At 69.7% G+C, this 18,975-nt stretch carries 15 protein-coding genes; 4 read left to right on the top strand and 11 right to left on the bottom strand.

Features of this window, described 5'->3' with window-relative positions; all coding sequences use genetic code 11:
• Positions 1–8 precede the first annotated feature (8 nt).
• A complete protein-coding gene (gene sucC, locus OG219_RS39175) occupies positions 9–1,139 on the bottom strand; it encodes an ADP-forming succinate--CoA ligase subunit beta (protein ID WP_266836386.1) in 1,131 nt (376 codons plus the stop codon).
• Between the two features lie 165 nt (positions 1,140–1,304).
• Here sucC and frc point away from each other — a divergent pair, with 165 nt between their 5' ends.
• The 4 genes from frc to OG219_RS39155 all read left to right on the top strand — a co-directional run bounded on the left by frc (position 1,305) and on the right by OG219_RS39155 (position 5,628).
• Positions 1,305–2,537, top strand: a complete 1,233-nt coding sequence (gene frc, locus OG219_RS39170; RefSeq protein WP_266834801.1) for a formyl-CoA transferase — start codon at positions 1,305–1,307, stop codon at positions 2,535–2,537.
• 1 nt (position 2,538) lies between these two features.
• Positions 2,539–2,709 carry a hypothetical protein gene (locus tag OG219_RS39165; protein WP_266834799.1) on the top strand — a complete coding sequence of 57 codons (171 nt, stop codon included), beginning with the start codon at positions 2,539–2,541 and terminating at the stop codon, positions 2,707–2,709.
• A gap of 118 nt (positions 2,710–2,827) precedes the next feature.
• Complete coding sequence (locus OG219_RS39160; RefSeq protein WP_266834797.1) at positions 2,828–4,219, top strand: OFA family MFS transporter; 1,392 nt, start codon at positions 2,828–2,830, stop codon at positions 4,217–4,219.
• On the top strand, positions 4,219–5,628 hold the full coding sequence (locus OG219_RS39155) for an OFA family MFS transporter (protein ID WP_266834795.1): 1,410 nt from the start codon (positions 4,219–4,221) through the stop codon (positions 5,626–5,628). The genes OG219_RS39160 and OG219_RS39155 overlap by 1 nt, the downstream gene beginning before the upstream one ends.
• A 135-nt stretch (positions 5,629–5,763) precedes the next feature.
• On the opposite strand, the gene OG219_RS39150 is transcribed toward OG219_RS39155, so the two are convergent.
• From OG219_RS39150 to OG219_RS39105, 10 genes are all read right to left on the bottom strand, one after another.
• The gene (locus tag OG219_RS39150) at positions 5,764–6,942 is read right to left on the bottom strand and encodes a sugar phosphate isomerase/epimerase (protein WP_266834793.1); all 1,179 of its coding nucleotides are present in this window, start codon (positions 6,940–6,942) and stop codon (positions 5,764–5,766) included.
• 106 nt (positions 6,943–7,048) lie between these two features.
• On the bottom strand, positions 7,049–8,473 hold the full coding sequence (locus OG219_RS39145; RefSeq protein WP_266834791.1) for a nucleotide pyrophosphatase/phosphodiesterase family protein: 1,425 nt from the start codon (positions 8,471–8,473) through the stop codon (positions 7,049–7,051).
• The gene (gene eboE, locus OG219_RS39140; protein ID WP_266834789.1) at positions 8,470–9,639 is read right to left on the bottom strand and encodes a metabolite traffic protein EboE; all 1,170 of its coding nucleotides are present in this window, start codon (positions 9,637–9,639) and stop codon (positions 8,470–8,472) included. The genes OG219_RS39145 and eboE overlap by 4 nt, the downstream gene beginning before the upstream one ends.
• Positions 9,640–9,642: 3 nt before the next feature.
• Positions 9,643–10,491 (bottom strand): TatD family hydrolase, encoded by an 849-nt coding sequence (locus OG219_RS39135; protein WP_266834787.1) that lies wholly within the window; start codon positions 10,489–10,491, stop codon positions 9,643–9,645.
• On the bottom strand, positions 10,491–11,177 hold the full coding sequence (locus OG219_RS39130) for an EboA domain-containing protein (RefSeq protein WP_266836385.1): 687 nt from the start codon (positions 11,175–11,177) through the stop codon (positions 10,491–10,493). Before OG219_RS39130 ends, OG219_RS39135 begins: the two co-directional genes overlap by 1 nt.
• A 29-nt stretch (positions 11,178–11,206) precedes the next feature.
• Positions 11,207–12,139 (bottom strand): sugar phosphate isomerase/epimerase, encoded by a 933-nt coding sequence (locus OG219_RS39125; protein ID WP_266834785.1) that lies wholly within the window; start codon positions 12,137–12,139, stop codon positions 11,207–11,209.
• Complete coding sequence (locus OG219_RS39120) at positions 12,136–13,608, bottom strand: UbiA family prenyltransferase (protein WP_266834783.1); 1,473 nt, start codon at positions 13,606–13,608, stop codon at positions 12,136–12,138. Before OG219_RS39120 ends, OG219_RS39125 begins: the two co-directional genes overlap by 4 nt.
• A gap of 200 nt (positions 13,609–13,808) precedes the next feature.
• The gene (locus OG219_RS39115; protein ID WP_266834781.1) at positions 13,809–14,942 is read right to left on the bottom strand and encodes an inositol-3-phosphate synthase; all 1,134 of its coding nucleotides are present in this window, start codon (positions 14,940–14,942) and stop codon (positions 13,809–13,811) included.
• Positions 14,943–15,068: 126 nt separating this feature from the next.
• Positions 15,069–16,415: a ThuA domain-containing protein gene (locus OG219_RS39110; protein ID WP_266834779.1), complete on the bottom strand. Its 1,347-nt coding sequence runs from the start codon at positions 16,413–16,415 to the stop codon at positions 15,069–15,071.
• A 15-nt stretch (positions 16,416–16,430) separates the two neighbouring features.
• Entirely contained in the window at positions 16,431–18,935 is a 2,505-nt protein-coding gene (locus OG219_RS39105; protein WP_266834777.1) for a PQQ-dependent sugar dehydrogenase, read from the bottom strand.
• Between the last annotated feature and the right edge of the window lie 40 nt (positions 18,936–18,975).

The raw sequence follows: 18,975 nt of genomic DNA, 5'->3' as shown, positions 1-18,975 counted from the left end.
CTCTTCCTTCAGCCGGTGTTCGCGAGTTGGGCGGCACGGCGCGCGGCGCCGTCCATGGTGGTGGCCTGCTGCACCAGGGGGTGCGCGTGGTCGTCGAGGATGGCGCGGCCGCGGACGGCGTTGTTGCCGTCGAGGCGGACCACGAGCGGCTTGGTCAGCCGCACGGTGTCCAGGGCCTGCACGATGCCGTCGGCGACCGCGTCGCAGGCGGTGATCCCGCCGAAGACATTGACGAAGACGGACTTCACGTCCGGGTCGGAGAGGATGACGGACAGGCCGTCGGCCATGATCTGGGCGGAGGCTCCGCCGCCGATGTCGAGGAAGTTGGCCGGGCGGGCGCCGCAGCCCGCGACCACGTCGAGTGTGGACATGACCAGGCCGGCGCCGTTGCCGATGACACCGACCTCGCCGTCCAGCTTGACGTAGTTCAGGCCCTTGGCGGCGGCCGCCGCCTCCAGCGGGTCGTCGTGCGCGGTGTCCTGCTCTCCCCAGCGCGCCTGCCGGAATCGGGCGTTGTCGTCGAGGGTGACCTTGCCGTCCAGGGCCAGGATCTGCCCCTGGACCGTACGGACGAGGGGGTTCACCTCGACGAGGACTGCGTCCTCACGGGTCAGCACCTCCCAGAGCCGTACGAGCACGTCGACCGTCTGCGGCGGCAGGCCCGCGGCCTCGGCGATCTCGGTCGCCTTCGCCGAGGTGACGCCGACCGCCGGGTCTATGGGGATGCGCGCCACGGCCTCCGGCCTGCTCGCCGCGACCTCCTCGATGTCCATGCCCCCCTCCGCGGAGGCGATCGCGAGGAAGCGTCCGGCGGCGCGGTCGAGGACGTACGAGACGTAGAACTCGCTCTCGATGTCAACGGGTTGGGCCAGCATCACCGTGCGGACCGTGTGGCCCTTGATGTCCATGCCGAGAATCTGACGTGCCGTCAGTTCGGCGGCGGCCGGATCGGCGGCGATCTTCACCCCGCCCACCTTGCCGCGCCCCCCGGTCTTCACCTGGGCCTTTACGACGACGCGGCCACCGAGTCGGCGGGCGATCTCGCGCGCCTCCTTGGGCGAATCCGCGATCTCGGCCCGCGGCACCATGATTCCGTACTCCTCGAAGAGTGCCCGTGCCTGGTGCTCATACAGGTCCATCATGAGGCTCCTGTCTTAAAAGTGCTGCACGCCCCCTGGACATCACCCATCGGATGCGGGATAACAATCTTCATACAGTATCCGTCGACTGTATGCAATGTGCCGAGCAGGCTACGCAACCTGCGACGCCCGGGCGCTGGAAGCAACGGACAAGTGAGGTGACCTGTGACGACGAAGGCTCTCGAAGGCATCCGAGTCCTCGACATGACACATGTGCAGTCCGGTCCCTCAGCGACTCAGCTGCTGGCCTGGCTGGGCGCGGACGTCCTCAAGCTGGAGGCGCCGACCGGTGACATCACGCGCAAGCAGCTGCGCGACCTCCCGGACGTGGACTCCCTCTACTTCACGATGCTCAACAGCAACAAGCGCAGCATCACCCTCAACACCAAGACCGAACGCGGCAAGCAACTCCTCACCGAACTGATCCGGACCTCCGACGTCATGGTCGAGAACTTCGGACCCGGAGCCATCGACCGCATGGGCTTCACCTGGGACCGCATCCGCGAGATCAACCCCCGCATCGTCTACGCCTCCATCAAGGGCTTCGGCGAAGGCCCGTACACCAACTACAAGGCGTACGAGGTCGTCGCCCAGGCCATGGGCGGAGCCATGGCGACCACCGGCTTCGAGGACGGCCCGCCGCTCGCGACCGGCGCCCAGATAGGGGACTCGGGCACCGGCATCCACGCCGTGGCGGGGATCCTCGCGGCGCTGTTCCAGCGGGAGAACACCGGCCGCGGCCAGCGGGTCAATGTGGCCATGCAGCATGCTGTGCTCAACCTCTGCCGGGTGAAGCTGCGCGATCAGCAGCGCCTGGCCCATGGTCCACTCGCCGAATATCCCAACAAGGACTTCGGCGACGAGGTTCCCAGGTCGGGGAACGCCTCCGGCGGCGGCCAGCCCGGCTGGGCGGTCAAATGCGCCCCCGGCGGCCCCAACGACTACGTCTACGTGATCGTCCAGCCCGTCGGCTGGAAACCGATCACCACGCTCCTGGGCCGGCCCGAGCTCGCGGACGACCCCGAGTGGGCCACTCCCGAAGCCCGGCTGCCCAAGCTGGGGAAGATGTTCCAGCTCATCGAGGAATGGACCAGCACCCTCCCCAAGATGGAGGTGCTGGAGAGGCTCAACGCCCACCACATCCCCTGCGGCCCGATCCTCTCCACCAAGGAGATCATCGAGGACGAGTCGCTGGTCGCCAACGAGATGGTCGTGCGGGTGCCGCACCCCGAACGAGGCGAGTTCGTGACCGTGGGCAGCCCCCTGAAGCTCTCCGACTCCCCCGTCGACGTGACCAGTCCGCCACTGCTCGGCGAACACAACGAAGAGGTCTACGTCGGCGAACTCGGTCTCGGAGACGAGGAGCTGCGCCTCCTCAAGTCGAGCGGGGTGATCTGACGTGATCACCGACGCGTACGGGATCGCGGTCATCCACGAGGTGACCGTCCCGGACCACCAGCGGGAGGTCGCGGCCTCCCCGTACACGGCCGAGAGGCCCGTGGACGCACTCGGCGCACAGTGCCGCCGGGTGCGGGCCGCACGGCTGTTGGGAGGCGGGTTCATGACCTAAGTCCGCGCGGGGGCTCCCGACGGTGCGCGTTGGCCGCCCCCGGGACCCGTGAGCGCACGAAAGGCATTTGGCAGGGGGCGCTGTCCAGATCTTTCGACGCAAGGGGTGTTTGACAAAGATGACAACCACCGACTTTTCCAAGCCCGCCGCCTATAGGGAGGTGACGGACGCCAACGGCCGCAAGTACCGCATCGGTGAGACCGATCGCGACATCATGGGCCGACCACGATGGACGATGGTGCTCTTCCCATGGATGGGCATGCTGGGCATCAGCTCCTCGGAGTACGCGTTCACCTCCGCCGAGGACACCCTGCACGAGGCCCATCTCTGGAGCAGCGGCCACATCTTCTGGCTGCTGGGTGTCTGGGTGTTCTTCCAGGCGGCCGTGGCCTTCCCTGCCGGGCAGCTGCGCGAGAGCGGAAAACTGCCCGCGCGGTACGCCATGTTCCTGGGCGCGCTCGGCACGATTCTCGGCTATCTCTCGCTGGCGTACGCGCCGCACGTGATCGTCGCGTACATCGGGTTCGGCATGTTCAGCGGCATCGGAGCCGGCCTCGTCTACGCGACCTGCGTGAACATGGTCGGCAAGTGGTATCCGGAGCGCAAGGGCGGCAAGACCGGCATGGTCAACGGCGGTTTCGCCTATGGCTCGGTGCCCTTCGTCTTCCTCTTCACCTCGTACATGGACCTCAGCAACTACAAGACCGTCCTGGTGATGGTCGGCGTGATCTGCTGTGCCGTCGTCGCCTTCGCGGGCTGGTTCTTCAAGGACCCGCCCAAGGGCTGGTGGCCCGCGCACGCGGACCCGCTGAAGGTGTCGGACGACCCCAGGGTCCGGCGGGCGCTGGAGAAGAACCCGCCGGCGGTGAAGCAGTACACCCCCAAGGAGGCAGCACGCACACCCGTTCTCTGGATGATGTGGTTCTGTCTGCTCTGCACGGCCGGGATCAACATCTTCGGTATTTCCTTCCAGGTGCCGTTCGGCAAGGACATGGGCTTCGCGGGCGGAATCGTGGCCACGGCCATGTCCCTCAAAGCCATCGTCAACGGCACCGGACGCGGCGTCATCGGCTGGATATCCGACAAGTTCGGCCGCCGCAACACACTGATCATCGTGTGTCTGGTGCTGGGCACCGCCCAGTTCGGCGTGCTGGTCTCCGGCCAGATGGGCAGCATGCCGTTCTTCCTGTTCTGCTCCATGGTTTCCGGATTCGGCGGCGGGGCGATCTTCCCGCTGTTCGCGGCCATGACGGCGGACTACTTCGGCGAGAACAACAACGCCTCCAACTACGGAATGGTCTACAGCTCGAAACTGATCTCAGGCCTCGTGGGCGCCGGTATCGGCTCCGTCGTCGTCAATGCCTGGGACTACGAGGGAGCCTTCGTGATCGCGGGCTGCATCGGGCTGGGATCGGCTGTTCTCGCTGTGTTCCTCAAGGCCCCCGGTAGGCCGCAGGCCTCCCGGCTCATCAGTCCCAACCCGCAACCGCTTGGCGAGGAGATGGCGTAATGACGGCGGAACCTATCGCCGCGAAAGACTCGTCGGACAACCCCGACGCCTCGAACCGCGCATACCGTGAAGTCACCGATTCCCGGGGCCGTGTCTACCGGGTCGGCGAAACGGACCGGGACATCCTGGGTCACTCACGCAAGTTCATGGTGTATCTGCCATGGATAGCCATGATGGCCATCAGTGTCTTCGAGTACGCGTTCGGGTCGGCCGAGGACACCTTGTCCCACGCGCATGGCTGGACACAGAGCAACACCTTCTGGATTCTCAGCGTCTGGGTCTTCTTCCAGGCCGGTATCGCCTTCCCCGCGGGCTGGATGCGGGAGAAGGGGATACTGACCGCCCGAAACGCCATGTACGTAGGGTCGGTCATGTGTCTGCTGGGCTTCCTCGCCCTCTCGCACATGGGCAACGTGGTGCTGGCGATCCTCGGATTCGGTGTCATCGGAGGCATCGGATCCGGCCTCGTGTACGCGACCTGCATCAACATGGTCGGCAAGTGGTTCCCCGAGCGACGTGGTGCGAAGACCGGATTCGTCAACGGCGGATTCGCGTACGGCTCCCTGCCGTTCATCTTCATCTTCAACTACGCGTTCGACACGGCCAACTACCACCGCGTACTGGACCTCATCGGCCTCTACATCGTGGTCGTGGTGCTTGCCACCGCGTTCTTCTTCAAGGACCCGCCGAAGAACTGGTGGCCGGCGGACATCGACCCGCTGACCTACGGCGGCACGGAAAAGGGCGCGGCCAGTCTCGCCAAGAACCCTCCCGCGGTGAAGCAGTACACACCCAAGGAGGCCATCAGGACCGGGATGCTCCCCCTGATGTGGATCGCACTCGTCATGACTGCGGGCGTGTCCATCTTCGGTATCTCGTTCCAGGTCGACTTCGCCAAGGAGGTGGGCTTCGGCCCCCTCGTGGCGGCGTCGTCGATGGGTGTCATGGCCGTCATCAACGGTATCGGCCGGGGAGTTGTGGGCTGGCTGTCGGACATATTGGGCCGCAAACAGACCCTGGTGTTCGTCATCGTCGTCCTGGGTCTCGCCCAGTTCGGCATCATCTGGGCCGGCGACATCCACAACGAGGCGCTGTTCCTGGTCTTCGCCTTCCTCTCCGGGTTCGGAGGTGGAGCCTTCTATCCGATGTTCGCGGCTCTGACTCCGGACTACTTCGGCGAGAACTACAACGCCTCCAACTACGGGCTGGTGTACAGCGGCAAGCTGATCAGCGGTCTGTTCGGTGGTGGTCTCGGCTCGATGGTGGTCGCCGCCTGGGGTTACAACGGCGCCTACGCGCTGGCCGGCGGCATCTCCATGGTGGCGGCGGCAATCGCGCTGTTGCTGCGGCAGCCGGGGCAGAGCAGCAAGGCGAACACCTCGGTCCCACAGCCGCAACCAGTGGGCTGAGCAAAGAAGTTCCGGTCGGCTGAGCATGCGCTGAGCAATGCCGACCGGCTGAACAAGGGAGTCCGGACAACGGGCGGCCCTCCCCACGGTTCGAATCGCGGGGAGGGCCGCCCGTCCGTGCGGGTGGAGGTGTGGCTACCTGCGCTTCTTGCGCAGGGCCGCGAGGTTGTCGTAACCGATCTTCGCGTAGGTGAGCGACTGCGCGAGGTCGGTGGAGCTCGGGGCGTTGTCCTGCTCGACCATCGGGTTGTGGTAGTTCCTTTCGCCGACGCGCGAGAAGAACGTGGTGTAGTCGATGACGCCTTCACCGAACGGCACCATGTCGTACCCCATGCCGTTGGTCGTGTTGACCGTGCCGTCCTTCGCGTGGAACAGCGGGTAGCGCTTGTTGTTGCGGACGACGAGACCGGCCGGGTCGAAGACCTTCTCCCGGGTGGAGCCGTCGTGCGCGGTGTAGGTGTGGAACTTGTACTGGGCCACGTGCGCCCAGAAGATGTCCATCTCGAGCCAGACGAGCTTCGGGTCCGTGATCTTCAGGAAGTACTCGAGCTTGCGGATACCGGAGCTGCGGGTGGGGCGTCCCTGGGCGTCGAGCGGGCCTCCGTCCAGCAGGAATCCGTACGCCGCGTCGTGGTTGTGGGTGTACAGCTTGACGCCCTCGCGGCGGGCGATCGCGCCCAGCGCGTTCCACTTGTCGGCCGCCACGTCCCAGTCGGCCCGGTAGTCGCTGCCGGTGGGGTCGCCGCCGGTGCCCATGTGCGCGAGGCCCAGGATGTTGGCGATCTCCAGGTTGCGCTTGAAGTTGTCGAGGTCGGGTGTCGTGAGTGGCCAGGACGGCGGTATGAAGCCGTGGTTGCCCTGCGCCCGCAGACCGTAGTCGTCGAGCCAGGAGCGCAGCAGCTTGGCGCCCGTCACGGACTCCAGACTCGCACCGCCCGGGGCGTTGGCGTGCTGGCCGTATCCGGCGAACTCCACCTGCCGGTAGCCGTATCGCGAGAGCTGCTTGAAGACCTCGCGGAAACCGGAGGGCAGATCGGTGCTGAGCGGGTCACGGCCCGTGGCGTCACGGACGGTGTAGAGGATGATGCCGCGCCTGTTCGCAGGGACGAGGACCTCGCCGCCGTGGTGGCCGCCGCCGCCCTGGCTCTGGGCCAGGGCCGGCGATGCACCGAGGACGGGTGCGGCAATCGCCGCGGTCGCGGCGGCTGTGCAAGTGCTCAGGAAGCGGCGGCGGTTGACGCCGAGAGTGCGGCGCAGGGCCTCGTCGGTGCCGTCGACGCTGTCGGTTCTGGAGGGCTGCTGAAGGTCGGTCACGGGTGCCTCTCTTCGTGTTATTGCAGGTCAGACGCGTGCGGGTCGCTCGCAGCACGCGTTGTCAGTGGCGTGTGCTTCACTTTCCGTAGTTGCTCGTCACGGCTTGTCACGCCTCGTCATGGAGGCCGGCCAGCGCGAGGAGCAGGGATTTCACTTCGGTGGCCGCGACGCGGCCGGTGACTGTGCGGGGGGTGGAGCAGATGATGAGCGGACCGTCGTCGTCGCTCATGGGGAGGCGGCCGTGGCTGCCTCGAATAGGTGAGGGGTCCAGGGGCACGACCGCCATGCGGTAGCGCATGCCGAGCTTCTTGCGGGCCAGCGCGCCCGCGGCCTTGACCTTCACGTAGGGGTCGAGCGGGTCCATGAAGAGTTCGACCGGGTCGTAGCCGGGTTTGCGGTGGATTTCGACGAGCTGCGCGAAGTCGGGGGCGTGTGCGTCGTCGAGCCAGTAGTAGTACGTGAACCAGGCGTCCGGCTCCGCGACGGCGACGAGTTCGCCGGAGCGCGGATGGTCGAGGTGATGGGCCTTCTTGCCCTCGTCGTCGAGGAGTTGCTCGATGCCGGGCAGTTCGGCGAGCGCCGCTTTGGTGGCGTCCAGGTCCTCGGGGCGGCGCACATAGACATGGGCGATCTGGTGGTCGGCGACCGCGAAGGCGCGGGAGGCCATCGGGTCGAGGTACTCCATGCCGTCCTGCGTGTGCACTTCGAGGAGTCCGGCGCGGCGCAGGGCGCGGTTGATGTCGACGGGTCGGTTCACGCGGGTGATGCCGTACTCGGAGAGCGCGACGACGGTGCGGCCCTCGGCCTTCGCGTCGTCGAGGAGAGGGGCCATGGCCGCGTCGAGGTCGGCGGCCGCCTGGAAGGAGCGCGGGTCGTCGGGGCCGAAGCGCTGGAGGTCGTAGTCGAGGTGAGGGAGGTAGCAGAGGGTCAGGTCGGGGTGGCGGGTGCGGTTGATGTGGCGGGTCGCGTCGATGATCCAGCGGCTGGAGACGAGATCGGCGCCGGGACCCCAGAAGTGGAACAGCGGGAACACGCCGAATTTCTCGGTGAGTTCGTCGTGCAGGGCCGGGGGCCGGGTGTAGCAGTCGGGTTCCTTGCGGCCGTCGGCGTAGTAGACGGGACGGGGAGTGACGGTGATGTCGGTGTCGGCGCCCATGGCGTACCACCAGCAGATATTGGCGACCGTGTAGCCGGGGTGCGCGCGGCGGGCGGCGTCCCAGAGCTTGTCGCCGGACACCAGGCCGTTGTGCTGACGCCACAGGAGTACGTCGCCGAGCTCGCGGAAGTACCAGCCGTTGCCGACGATTCCGTGCTCGGCGGGGTGGGTGCCGGTAAGGAAGGTGGACTGGGCGGCGCAAGTGACGGCGGGCAGGACGGTGCCGAGGTGGGCACGGGAGCCGGACTGGCCGAGTGCCTTGAGGTGGGGCATGTGGTCGAGGAGACGGGGGGTGAGGCCCACGACGTCCAGGACGAGGAGAGGGGTGGGGCGGCCGGTGTGCTCCGGTGCTGTGCTCGCGGGTGCTGTGCTCACGGCAGCTCCTTGAGGCCGAGGTCGGTCAACAGGTCGCGGGCGAGGGTGAGTTCGGCGGCGATGCCGTCGGCGAGCTGGGCGCGGGCGCGGGGGCGCAGTTCGGGTGGGAGTGCCTGCCAGGTGTAGGTCTCGACCTCCAGGTGGCGGGTGAGCGCGTGCGGGCCGCCGACGAGATGGGTCAGGGCGGTTCGGAGTACGGGGAGTGTGGAGGTGAGGGGCGCGGCGGGGGCCGCGTGCAGCGGGACGTGGAAGTGGGCGCGCCAGGGGGAGGCGTCGGGCAGGGCGTCGCCGGCGAGGGCTTCGCCCAGGTCGTCGGTGCCGCGCAGGCCCATGGACGTCCGGGTGCGGGTCTGGTGCAGGAAGCGGGGTTCGTCGAAGGCGGCGAGGGCCCCCCGGACTTCGGGGAGATGGGGGTGTTCGGCGTGCAGGGCGGCTGAGAGCTGGGACTTGACGATGGGGACGCGGGCCTCGGTGAGCGCGTCCAGGGCGGTGTGCGGGTCTTCGAAGGAGGTGGCGAGGTGGCAGGTGTCGACGCAGATGCCGATGCGGTGGTGGCCGATGGCGGTGAGCGGGGCGATCGCGTCGTGCGTCGTCTCGACGGTGCAGCCGGGTTCCGGTTCCAGGCCGATGCGGATGGAGCGGCCGGTGAGTTCGTCGAGGGCGTCGAGGCGTTCGGCGAGCGTGGTCAGCGCGGTGTGGGCCGTCGCCGCCCGCTTGTCGTCGTAGGCGGTGCGCCAGGCCAGCGGCAGCGTGGAGATGGTGCCTTCGGTGACGTCGTCGGGGAGGAGCTGGGCGAGGACACGGGCCAGGTCGGTGGTGTGGGCGAGGCGTTCCGGGTCGGCCCAGTCCGGCTGGTAGACGCGGTACTTGACCTCTTCGGCGCCGAAGCCCTCGTACGGGAAGCCGTTGAGGGTGACGACTTCGAGGCCGCGGCGGTCGAGTTCGGTACGCAGGCCGCGCAGTGCGGACGGGTCGGTGACCAGGGCGTGGGCGGCGTCCTTGGCGAGCCACAGGCCGATGCCGAGGCGGTCGCGGCCGAGGCGCCGGCGGACGGGTTCGCAGTGGTCGCGGAGTTGGGCGAGGACACCGTCGAGGGTTTCGGCCGGGTGGACGTTGGTGCAGTAGGCGAGGTGGACGGTCGAGCCGTCGGGGTGGCGGAAGCGCATCGTTCACTCCCCGCCACGGAGGATGGAGTTGCCCTCGTGGGTGGCGTCCGGGGACGTGATGTCGAGGTTCAACCGGCCGCTGAGCCCGTAGAAGGCCACGGGGTTGCGCCACAGCACCCGGTCGACGTCCTCGTCGGTGAACCCGGCCGCGAGCAGGGCGTCGCCGACCCGGCGGGTCTTGAGGGGGTCGCTTCTCCCCCAGTCCGCGGCCGAGTTGACCAGTACCTTCTCCGGTCCGTAGGCCCGCAGGATCGCGACCATCCGGTCCTCGTCCATCTTGGTGTCCGGATAGACGGAGAAGCCCAGCCAGCAGCCGCTGTCCTTGGCCTCTTTGACGGTGGTCTCGTTGAGGTGGTCGACCAGGACGTGGTCCGGGGGCAGTGCGGACTCCCGGACCACGTCGAGGGTGCGGCGCAGGCCGGCCAGCTTGTCGCGGTGCGGGGTGTGGACGAGCGCGGGCAGCTCGTGGTCGGCGGCGAGCTGGAGCTGGGCGGCCAGGGCGGTGTCCTCGGCGGGGGTCATCGAGTCGTAGCCGATCTCGCCCACGGCCACGACCTGGTCCTTGACGAGATAGCGGGGCAGTTCGTCGAGGACGGGGACGCAGCGGGGGTCGTTCGCCTCCTTGGGGTTGAGGGCGAGTGTGCAGTGGTGGGCGATGCCGTACTGGGCGGCGCGGAAGGGTTCCCAGCCGAGGAGGGAGTCGAAGTAGTCGAGGAAGGAGGCGGGTGAGGTGCGGGGCTGGCCGAGCCAGAAGGAGGGTTCGACGACGGCGCGGACGCCGGCGGCGTGCATGGCCTCGTAGTCGTCGGTGGTCCGTGACGTCATGTGGATGTGGGGGTCGAAGATGCGCATCAGGACTCCTTGCCGGACGTGCCGGAGGTCCCCGGTCGGCCAGGACTGCCGGACGTGTCAGTGGGGGTGGCGGTGGGCTCGGTCAGGGTCAGGACGCGGTGCAGGTCCTCGGGTACGGGACGGCCCGCGGCGGTGCGTTCGTCGGCGTAGTCGGCGAGCATGCGGGCGAGTTCGGCGTCGGCGTGGGCGCGCCGGGGCAGCTCGGCCACCTCGTCGACGGGCACACCGGTGAACAGGCACTTCAGTACGGCGTGGCGCCAGTTGTGGGGGTCGAGGTGACGGGCCGCGTACGGGCCGACGGCTGCGGCGACGAGCCGGGTGTCGTTGGTGCGCAGGGCGTCCTCGATCAGGGGCAGGGCGTCGGGCCCTGTCACCAGGTGGGGCAGCGCGTGCAGGACGGCTCGGCGTTCGGCGGCGGTGCCCTGGCGGTAGACGCGGGCGAGGGCCTCCGGGTCGGCGCGGGCGGCGTGCAGGAGGAGGACGCGGGCGGCGTCGGCGTGCTCGGGTCCGCACCGGCGGCCGGCCTCGGCGATCCGCAGCTCCCAGACGGAGATGGGGCCGTGGGTGCCGGGGTGGGCCGTGGCCTCGTCGAGGGCCTGGTCTAGCCAGGCGCGGGCGGCTCCGCCGAGTTGGGTGTTCAGGCGGGCGTGCAGTTCGGCGAGTGCGGGACGGGTGGTCTCGTTCACCGGTGCGTGGTGGGTGGGGTGCGGGTGGTTCACGAGATTCTCCCTTCGGGGCCGTTGGGGGTCGCCCGGGCCGCGCGGTGGAGGAACTGAAGGGACTGTTCGGCGAAGTGGGGGCCCGCGTGGGAGTGGCGGGGCAGTTCGACGACGGTGAGGGCCTGGTAGCCGGTGGCGGCCAGGGCTTCGAGTACGGGAGGGAAGTCGATCTCCCCGTCCCCGAACGGGAGGTGTTCGTGGACGCCGCGGCGCATGTCCTCGATCTGGACGTGGCGCAGCCAGGGAGCGGCGGCGCGTACGCAGTCGGCGGGTGAGAGGGGTTCGAGGCACTGGCAGTGACCGATGTCGAGCGTGATTCCGAGGGCGGCCGGGTCGCCGAGTGCTTGGCGGAGGTGGTGGAAATCGGCGAGGGAGGAGAGCAGGTGGCCGGGTTCGGGTTCGACGGCGAGGGGGACGCCGGCACGGGTGGCGGCGTCCAGCACGGGGGCGAGCGCCTCGGCCAGGCGCTTCCAGGCCGTGTCCTCGTCCGTGCCGGCGGGAGTGATCCCGCTGAAGCAGTGCACGGCGTGGGCACCGAGGTCCGCGGCCACCCGCACGGCGCGGATGAGCAGGTCGACACGGCGGGCGCGGTCCGCCGGATCCGGGTCGAGGAGCGATGGACCGTGTTTGCGCCGTGGGTCGAGGACATAGCGGGCGCCGGTCTCCACGGTGACGCCGAGGCCCAGCGCCTGCAGTCTGCGGGCCACCTTGCCGGTGCGGGCGGCGAGGTCCGGTGCCAGTGGATCGAGGTGCATGTGGTCGAGGGTCAGGCCGACGCCGTCGTAGCCGAGGTCGGCGAGGAGGGTGAGGGCGTCGTCGAGACGGAGGTCGGCGAGGCCGTTGGTGCCGTAGCCGAAGCGGAGCGGAGCCGCTGGAGGCGAGGTGGGGTCGGCTCCCGTCTGCACGGTCCGGTGGGGGCTCGGGGTCATGTGACGCTCACCTTCCTCGCGAACTTGCGGGCCGCTGGGGCGAGTGCGGCGGTCAGGAGGGCGGTGACGGGGGCTCCCGCGCGGGCGGCGAGGGCGGCCTGGAGCGGGATCATGGCGCGGATTCCGCCGCCGACGGCTCGCTGCGTGAGGGGTGGTGAGGGGTTCAGGACGGCGTGGAAGAGGGGGCGGGCGGAGGTCGCGGCGTAGGCGAGGGTGAGCGCTCCGCGTAGGGCGGCTTCTGTGGAGTTCCGGGATGCGCCGAGGCCGGGGGCTCGGTCGAGCCACACCCGGGGTACGGCCACGGGAACCCGGCCGTGCCGCGGGCTCGATGCCTCGGCTCCCCCTCGGCCCGATGTCGGCCTCGGTGCGTCAACAGGTCCTGGGTGAGGGTGTGTTGAGGTGAGGTCAGCAGGCTGTGGTGGTACGGCCACGGGGTCGGCCTCCGGCTGACCTGCGGCTGTCGGGGCGCTCATCAGCCTCCAGGTCAGGGCTGCGGTCGTGGCCAGGGCGGCCAGCGGTGCGGCCGACGAACCGCCTTGCGTCTCTCTCCGGGAGACCGCGGTCACCGCGAGGGTGTGGCAGGCCATGGTGAGGGCGGTGGGGAGGGCATGACGGACGGAGGTACGGCGTGGGGCGATCGGGCCGGGGAGCGGGGGCGCGCCTCGGGGGGCGCGGCCGGTGGTCGTCGCGCCGAGGAGGACGTCCAGGCCTCGGACGGTGGTACGGCGTAGGGGACCGGGGAGCGGAGGCGCGCCTCGGGGAACGCGTCCGGTGGTCGTCGCGCCGAGGAGGACGTCCAGGCCTCGGGCGGTGGCCATGGCCGACGGGCCCGCGGGGGTTCGTTTGAGCCCGAGGTCGTACGCCCAGACGGTGGCCGCGAGGGGAGCGGCGACCGCGAGGGAGGGGCCGCCCGCGCGGGCTGCCAGGGCGAGGCCCGCCGCCGTCAGGGCGCCGGCCGCCGCGAGCGCCGCGGCCGGGTGGATGCGGCCGGAGGGCAGCGGGCGGTGCGGGCGGTCCACGGCGTCCTCGGCGCGGTCGGCCCAGTCGTTGAGGGCCATGCCGGCCTCGTACAGGCAGAGGGAGGAGCCGATGGCGAGCAGGGTGCGGGAGTTGGGGCGGGCCCCGACCGCGGCGGCGCCCGCGAGGGCGTCCCCGGGGACGGTGAACAGGGCGGGCAGGCGCAGCAGTTCGGCCCAGGCTCGGGCCTTGGCCTTGGGCCCAGCCTTGGCCTTGGGCCCAGCCTTGGCGCCGGCCTTGGCGCCGGCCTTGGCGCCGGTCCCGGACTCTGCCTCGACACCAGCCCTGACGCCAGTCCCAGACCCAGTCCCGTCGCCAGTCCCAGACCCAGTCCCGATACCAGCCTCGACGCCAGTCCCAGACCCAGCCCTGACGCCAGTCCCGGACCCAGCCCCGACACCCGCACCCGCACCGGCACCGGCACCGGCCTTGGACCTGGCTTGCGCCCTCATCCTGGCACCAGCCCTCCGGTACCGGTGAGTTCGCGGCGTGCCCAACTTGTCCGAGGGAGCCGATACATCGGCGGGACTCGACCCACCCGAGGGACCCGCCGCCTCGGAGCCAGGCGACCCGGCCGACCCCAGCGAGCCGCCCCTCCCCCTCCGGCCACCCGTCGCCCACACCCCCGCAAACCGAGCCAACCGCCGCCCCCTCACAGCGCCTCCCCCGACGATTCGCCGAGCCGCCCCGCCAGCCCCGCCAGCGCCGCGTACTGCTCCCCGAGCCCCGCGGGTGCCTCCCCCACCGGATCCTTGAAGTAGAAGGCCAGTTCGCTCAACGGGCCGGAGAGGCCGGTGTCGTGGGCGCGGGAGACGATGCGGGCGAGGTCGAGGATCAGCGGGGCGGCGAGGGCGGAGTCGCAGCCCTGCCAGGTGGTCTGGAGGATCATGCGGGTGCCGAGGAAGCCGTCGAAGGCGATGTGGTCCCAGGCGGTCTTCCAGTCGCCGAGGGCGGGGACGTCGTCGATGTGGACCTCTCCCTCCGGTGCGGCGCCGAGGGTGTCCGCCAGCACCCGCTCCTTGCCGGCGTTCTTGGCCGCGGCGGCGGCAGGGTCGGCCAGAGACGCACCGTCGCCGCCGCCGAGGAGGTTCGTGCCGGACCAGGCCCGGACCGTCAGGGCCCGCTGGGCGAACATCGGGCCCAGTACGGAGCGGAGCAGTGTCTGGCCGGTCTTGCCGTCGCGGCCCGCGTACGGCAGGCCGCTGGATCGGGCCAGGGACGCCAGCGCCGGGTGGTGCAGACCGGTGGAGGGGGTGAAGTTCACGTACGGGCAGCCGGCGCGCAGGGCCGCGGCCGCGTACAGCGAACTCGGCGGAAGTGCGGACCCGGTGGCCGCGGGCTCCGTGGAGGCCACGTTCACCACGACCGCGCGGGCCAGCCCACATCGCCGTACGAAATCCCGTATGTCCGCGGCGAAGGCTTCGACGAGCTCGGCCGGGTCCCGGGTGTCGCCGGGGGCAGGGCCGCCCGCGCGTATCTCCCGGTCGGCGGCGGTCAGTTCGGCTTCCACCGCGGACGGGAGGCCATAGGGCAGGACGCGCTCGGCGGCCAGCGTCTCCGCGCGCTTGGGCAGCGGGCAGTCGACCGTGTCGTGGCCGCCGAAGACGAGGGAGGACAACGATGGCAGGCCGCAGTCGGAGAAGAGGGCCGTCTCGGTGACCATGCCCGTCGGGGCGTGCAGCCCCGCGGTGACGGCCGCGCAGCCCGCGACGACGGTGGTGGCGACGGAGCCGCGTGCTCCGATCAGCCACACCCCCACCCTGGGTTCGGAAAGGGACGCGGACATGGGCAGCCTCCTCGTCGTACGTCAACCACGGAGAACGTGAGTCGGGAATCAGGAGTCAGGAGTGAGCAGGAGTGAAGAGGGGCCAAGACGGCGGGCGGGAGTACGGCGTCTCCCGCCCGCCGCCGCTCAATCGCCCTTCACGGGCAGTTCCTTGATCCGGACGTCACGGAAGGACACCTGGTCCTCGGCCCCGTGGTTCTGGAGGCCGATGTGCCCGTCGCGCAGGCTCCGTACCGGATCGGTGTTGGTGAAATCGTTGATCTTCACGCCGTTGAGCCAGACGCGGAGCCGTTCGCCCTCCACGCGGATCTCGTACGTGTTCCACTCCCCCGGCGGGTTCAGCGCACGGTCGCGCTTCTTGATGTCGGCGGACTGGAAGCTGTACACGGCCCCGGTGGTGCGGTCGGGGGCGTCGGTCGCGTCGATCTGGATCTCGTAGCCGTTGTTCACGGCCGACCACGGGTCGTCGGAGGCCGGGAAGCCCACGAAGACACCGGAGTTGTCGTCCCCGGCCACCTTCCAGTCCAGCTTCAGCGAGTACGAACCGAAGCCTGAACCGGAACCGGGGTCGGCGTACCAGAGCATCCCCAGTCCGCCGCTCGACGTGAGCGTGCCGTCCTCGCTCAGCGAGATCGAACCCGGGCCCGCCTGCCGCCACGCCGACAGCGACTCGGCCGTGCCGTCGAAGAGCGGCCGGTAGCCGTTCTCCGGACGGCAGTCGGCCTGTGCGTCGCCGACGGCGTACTGGATTCCGCCCAACAGGTGCTGACGGAAGGCGGGGTCGGCGTAGGACTCCTTGGTGTGGCCGCCCCCGGTGTAGAAGGCGCGGCCGCCCCGGTACTCCTGGCACCAGGCGATCGGATGGTCGCCGCTCATCGTGCCGCCGGTGTACGAGGACTCGTCGAGCGACGCCAGCACGTGGGCGTGTTCCCGGGGATTGGAGCGGTAGTTGTACCACTCGTCGGTCCGGTTCCAGGTACTCGCGAGACCCGAGGTCGCCGGGTGTGCCCGGTCCTCGACGTCGACCGTCGCGGGCTGGATCGCGGGGTGGGACTGGAAGTACGCCCCCGCGAGGCCGCCGTAGAAGGCCCAGTCGTACTCGGTGTCGGCGGCCGCGTGGACGCCCACATAGCCGCCGCCCCGCTTGATGTACCGCTCGAAGGCGCCCTGTTGGGCGGCGTCGAGGACATCGCCCGTGGTGGAGAGGAAGACGACGGCGTCGTAGCGGGCGAGGTTGCCGGCGGTGAAGGCTCCGGCGTCCTCGGTGGCGTCGACGGCGAAGCCGCCTGCCGTGCCCAATTCCCTTACGGCCGCGATCCCTTCGGGAATCGAGTCGTGCCGGAAGCCGGCGGTCTTGGAGAAGACCAGGACCCGCGTCTCATCGGCTCCCTTCGACGCGGCCGGTCCCGACACGCAGCCGATGAGCACGGCCGCCGCCGCGGCGGACGTCATGACTCGCGCTGGTGCGCGCATCACAGAAACACCTCCTCAGCCGCTCGTCGTGAAGGTGAAGTCGTCCACGTCGTACAGCGCGCCGTTCCCGCTGCTCCCCTTGAAGACGAGGTAGAGCGAGGTGGTGCCGCGCGGTGCGCGGGACAGGTCGGCGCTCACGTCCTGGAAGGTCTCCCAGCCGCCGGTCACCGGCACGGTCGCCTTGCCCAGCACCCGGCCGGTCGGGGAGCCCGCGCGGACCTCGAGGGTGCCGCCCGCCCCGGCGGACGCGACACGCGCCGTGATCTTCTGGGCGTTGCTCAGTACGTACGGCGTGAAGGAGATCCAGTCGCCGTTGTCGACGTCGCCGACCGTCTCGCCGCCGTGGGCGGTCGCCTTCGAGATGACCGTGATTCCCGAGGACTCGCCGAAGTGCTCGGCCTGGCGGTGCTTGGGCTGCACGACGGCCTGGTCGTGGCTGGTCAGCGGAGCCTGGCCGCCGCCACCGTTGTCGGTGTACTCGGCGTCGAAGACTCCGAAGATGTTGGCGTCGTCGTCGTGGCCGTCGCCCGCGCCGGTCTGGATGGTGCCGGTGCAGCCGTTGGCCGAGGTCAGCACATGGCCGTGGCTGTCGTGTCCGAGGATGAAGTTGACCTTCACCTTGGCGCAGTCGATCGTCTTGCCGTCCTCCGGGTCGGTGACCTTCACCTTGAACGGAACCGTGTCACCGAAGTTGAACAGCTGTCCGTCCTGCGGCAGTTGGAGCGTCACGGTGGGCGCGGTGTTGCCGACCACGATCTGCACGCTCGCACTGCCGGTACGCCCGGTGGCGTCCTTGGCAGTCACCGTCGCCGTGTAGGTGCCGTTCTTCTTGTACTTGTACGTCGGGTTCGCCGCGGTCGAAGTGCCGCCGTCGCCGAAGTCCCAGCTGTACGTGAGGGCGTCACCGTCGGCGTCGGTCGAACCGGCGGAGGAGAACTTCACCTTCAGCGCGGCCTGTCCCGAGGTGCGGTCGGCCGCGGCCTGCGCGACCGGGGAGTGCCCGTCGGTGGCGTTCTCGATCCGGTACAGACCGGAGTGCTCGTCGCCGCCGAACCAGGCGGTGCCGTAGTCGAGGACGTACAGCGCTCCGTCCGGCCCGAACGCCATGTCCATGATCTGGGTGCCCGTCCAGGGGATGTCGTTGATGGACTGCACGGTGCCGTTGGCGTCCGACTCGATCCGCTTGATCCAGCGGCGGCCGAACTCGCCCGCGAAGAAGTCGCCGTCGTAGGCCTCCGGGAACTTCACCGGCGAGTCGAGCGAGGCGTCGTAGTGGTAGACCGGGCCGCCCATCGGGGACTCCGAGCCGCTGCCGAACTCCGGGACGGACGCGCCGTCGTAGGGGATCCAGGCTGCCTGGGCCGGGGGCAGATCGGTGAGACCGGTGTTGTTGGGCGAGGTGTTCTTGGGGGCGGCGCAGTCGAAGGCCGCGCCCGAGGTACCGGTGGCGAAGTCGTAGTCCACGTAGGCGTCGTTGGCGCCGGTGCAGTACGGCCAGCCGAAGTTGCCGGGGGCGGTCACCCGCGCGAACTCGACCTGTCCGGCGGGGCCGCGTGTCGGGTCGGCGGCGCCGGCGTCCGGGCCGTACTCACCGACGTACAGGATGCCCGTCGCCTTGTCGACGCTGAAGCGGAACGGGTTGCGGAAGCCCATCGCGTAGATCTCGGGGCGCGTCTTGTCCGTGCCGGGCGCGAAGAGGTTGCCGTCCGGGATGGAGTACGAGCCGTCGGCGTTCACCTTGATGCGCAGGATCTTGCCGCGCAGGTCGTTGGTGTTGCCGGACGTGCGCTGGGCGTCGAAGGCCGGGTTGCGGTCGGCGCGCTCGTCGATGGGCGTGAAGCCCTGCGACTGGAAGGGGTTGGAGTCGTCGCCGGTCGACAGGTAGAGGTTCCCGGCCGCGTCGAAGTCGATGTCGCCGCCGACGTGGCAGCAGATGCCGCGGGAGGCCTGGACGTCGAGGACCTTCGTCTCGCTCGCGTTGTTCAGGGTGCCGTCGGCGTTCAGGACGAACCGCGAGAGGCGGTTGACGCCGTCGAAGGGTGCGAAGTCGGCGGCTGTGCCGGTCTCGGGGGCGTCACCCGCGGGGGTGTTCAGCGGGGGCGCGTAGTAGAGGTAGATGAAGCGGTTCTCGGCGAAGCCGGGGTCGAGGCCGATGCCCTGCAGGCCCTCCTCGTCGTGCGAGTACACGTCGATCTTGCCCGCGAGCTTGGTGTTGCCCGCGCTGTCGGTGAGACGGAGTTCGCCGTCGCGTGAGGTGGTCAGGACCGAGCGGTCCGGGAGCACGGCCAGCGACATGGGCTCGCCGACCTCGGGTTCGCCCTTGGCGAGGGTGACCTGCTGGAAGTCCTCGGCAGCGGCGGTGACTTCGGCGGGGTCGGCGACGGCTGCGCCGGCCGCGGGTGCGGTGAGGGTGAGAGAGGCGGCCGCGAGGATCGCGCCGCTCAGCAGGGCGAGTGCTCCGCGTAGTCTCGGGCGTCTTGTGTGGCTCTTGTTCTTCCTGTTACTGGCGTACGGGTGCACGAAATGCCTCCATGAAGGGGCTGGTCGTACGGGCGGGTGC

It is taken from the genome of Streptomyces sp. NBC_00038 (assembly GCF_026343635.1).
Taxonomy (GTDB): Bacteria; Actinomycetota; Actinomycetes; order Streptomycetales; family Streptomycetaceae; genus Streptomyces.
This window is presented reverse-complemented; position numbering and strand designations above follow the sequence as displayed.

Excerpts from the sequence above, each read along its gene's own strand:
- sucC (WP_266836386.1), bottom strand. The coding sequence starts at position 1,139 with ATGGACCTGTATGAGCACCAGGCACGGGCACTCTTCGAGGAGTACGGA.
- OG219_RS39160 (WP_266834797.1), top strand. The coding sequence starts at position 2,828 with ATGACAACCACCGACTTTTCCAAGCCCGCCGCCTATAGGGAGGTGACG.
- OG219_RS39155 (WP_266834795.1), top strand. The coding sequence starts at position 4,219 with ATGACGGCGGAACCTATCGCCGCGAAAGACTCGTCGGACAACCCCGAC.
- eboE (WP_266834789.1), bottom strand. The coding sequence starts at position 9,639 with ATGCGCTTCCGCCACCCCGACGGCTCGACCGTCCACCTCGCCTACTGC.
- OG219_RS39135 (WP_266834787.1), bottom strand. The coding sequence starts at position 10,491 with ATGCGCATCTTCGACCCCCACATCCACATGACGTCACGGACCACCGAC.
- OG219_RS39125 (WP_266834785.1), bottom strand. The coding sequence starts at position 12,139 with ATGACCCCGAGCCCCCACCGGACCGTGCAGACGGGAGCCGACCCCACC.
- OG219_RS39120 (WP_266834783.1), bottom strand. The coding sequence starts at position 13,608 with ATGAGGGCGCAAGCCAGGTCCAAGGCCGGTGCCGGTGCCGGTGCGGGT.
- OG219_RS39115 (WP_266834781.1), bottom strand. The coding sequence starts at position 14,942 with ATGTCCGCGTCCCTTTCCGAACCCAGGGTGGGGGTGTGGCTGATCGGA.
- OG219_RS39110 (WP_266834779.1), bottom strand. The coding sequence starts at position 16,415 with ATGCGCGCACCAGCGCGAGTCATGACGTCCGCCGCGGCGGCGGCCGTG.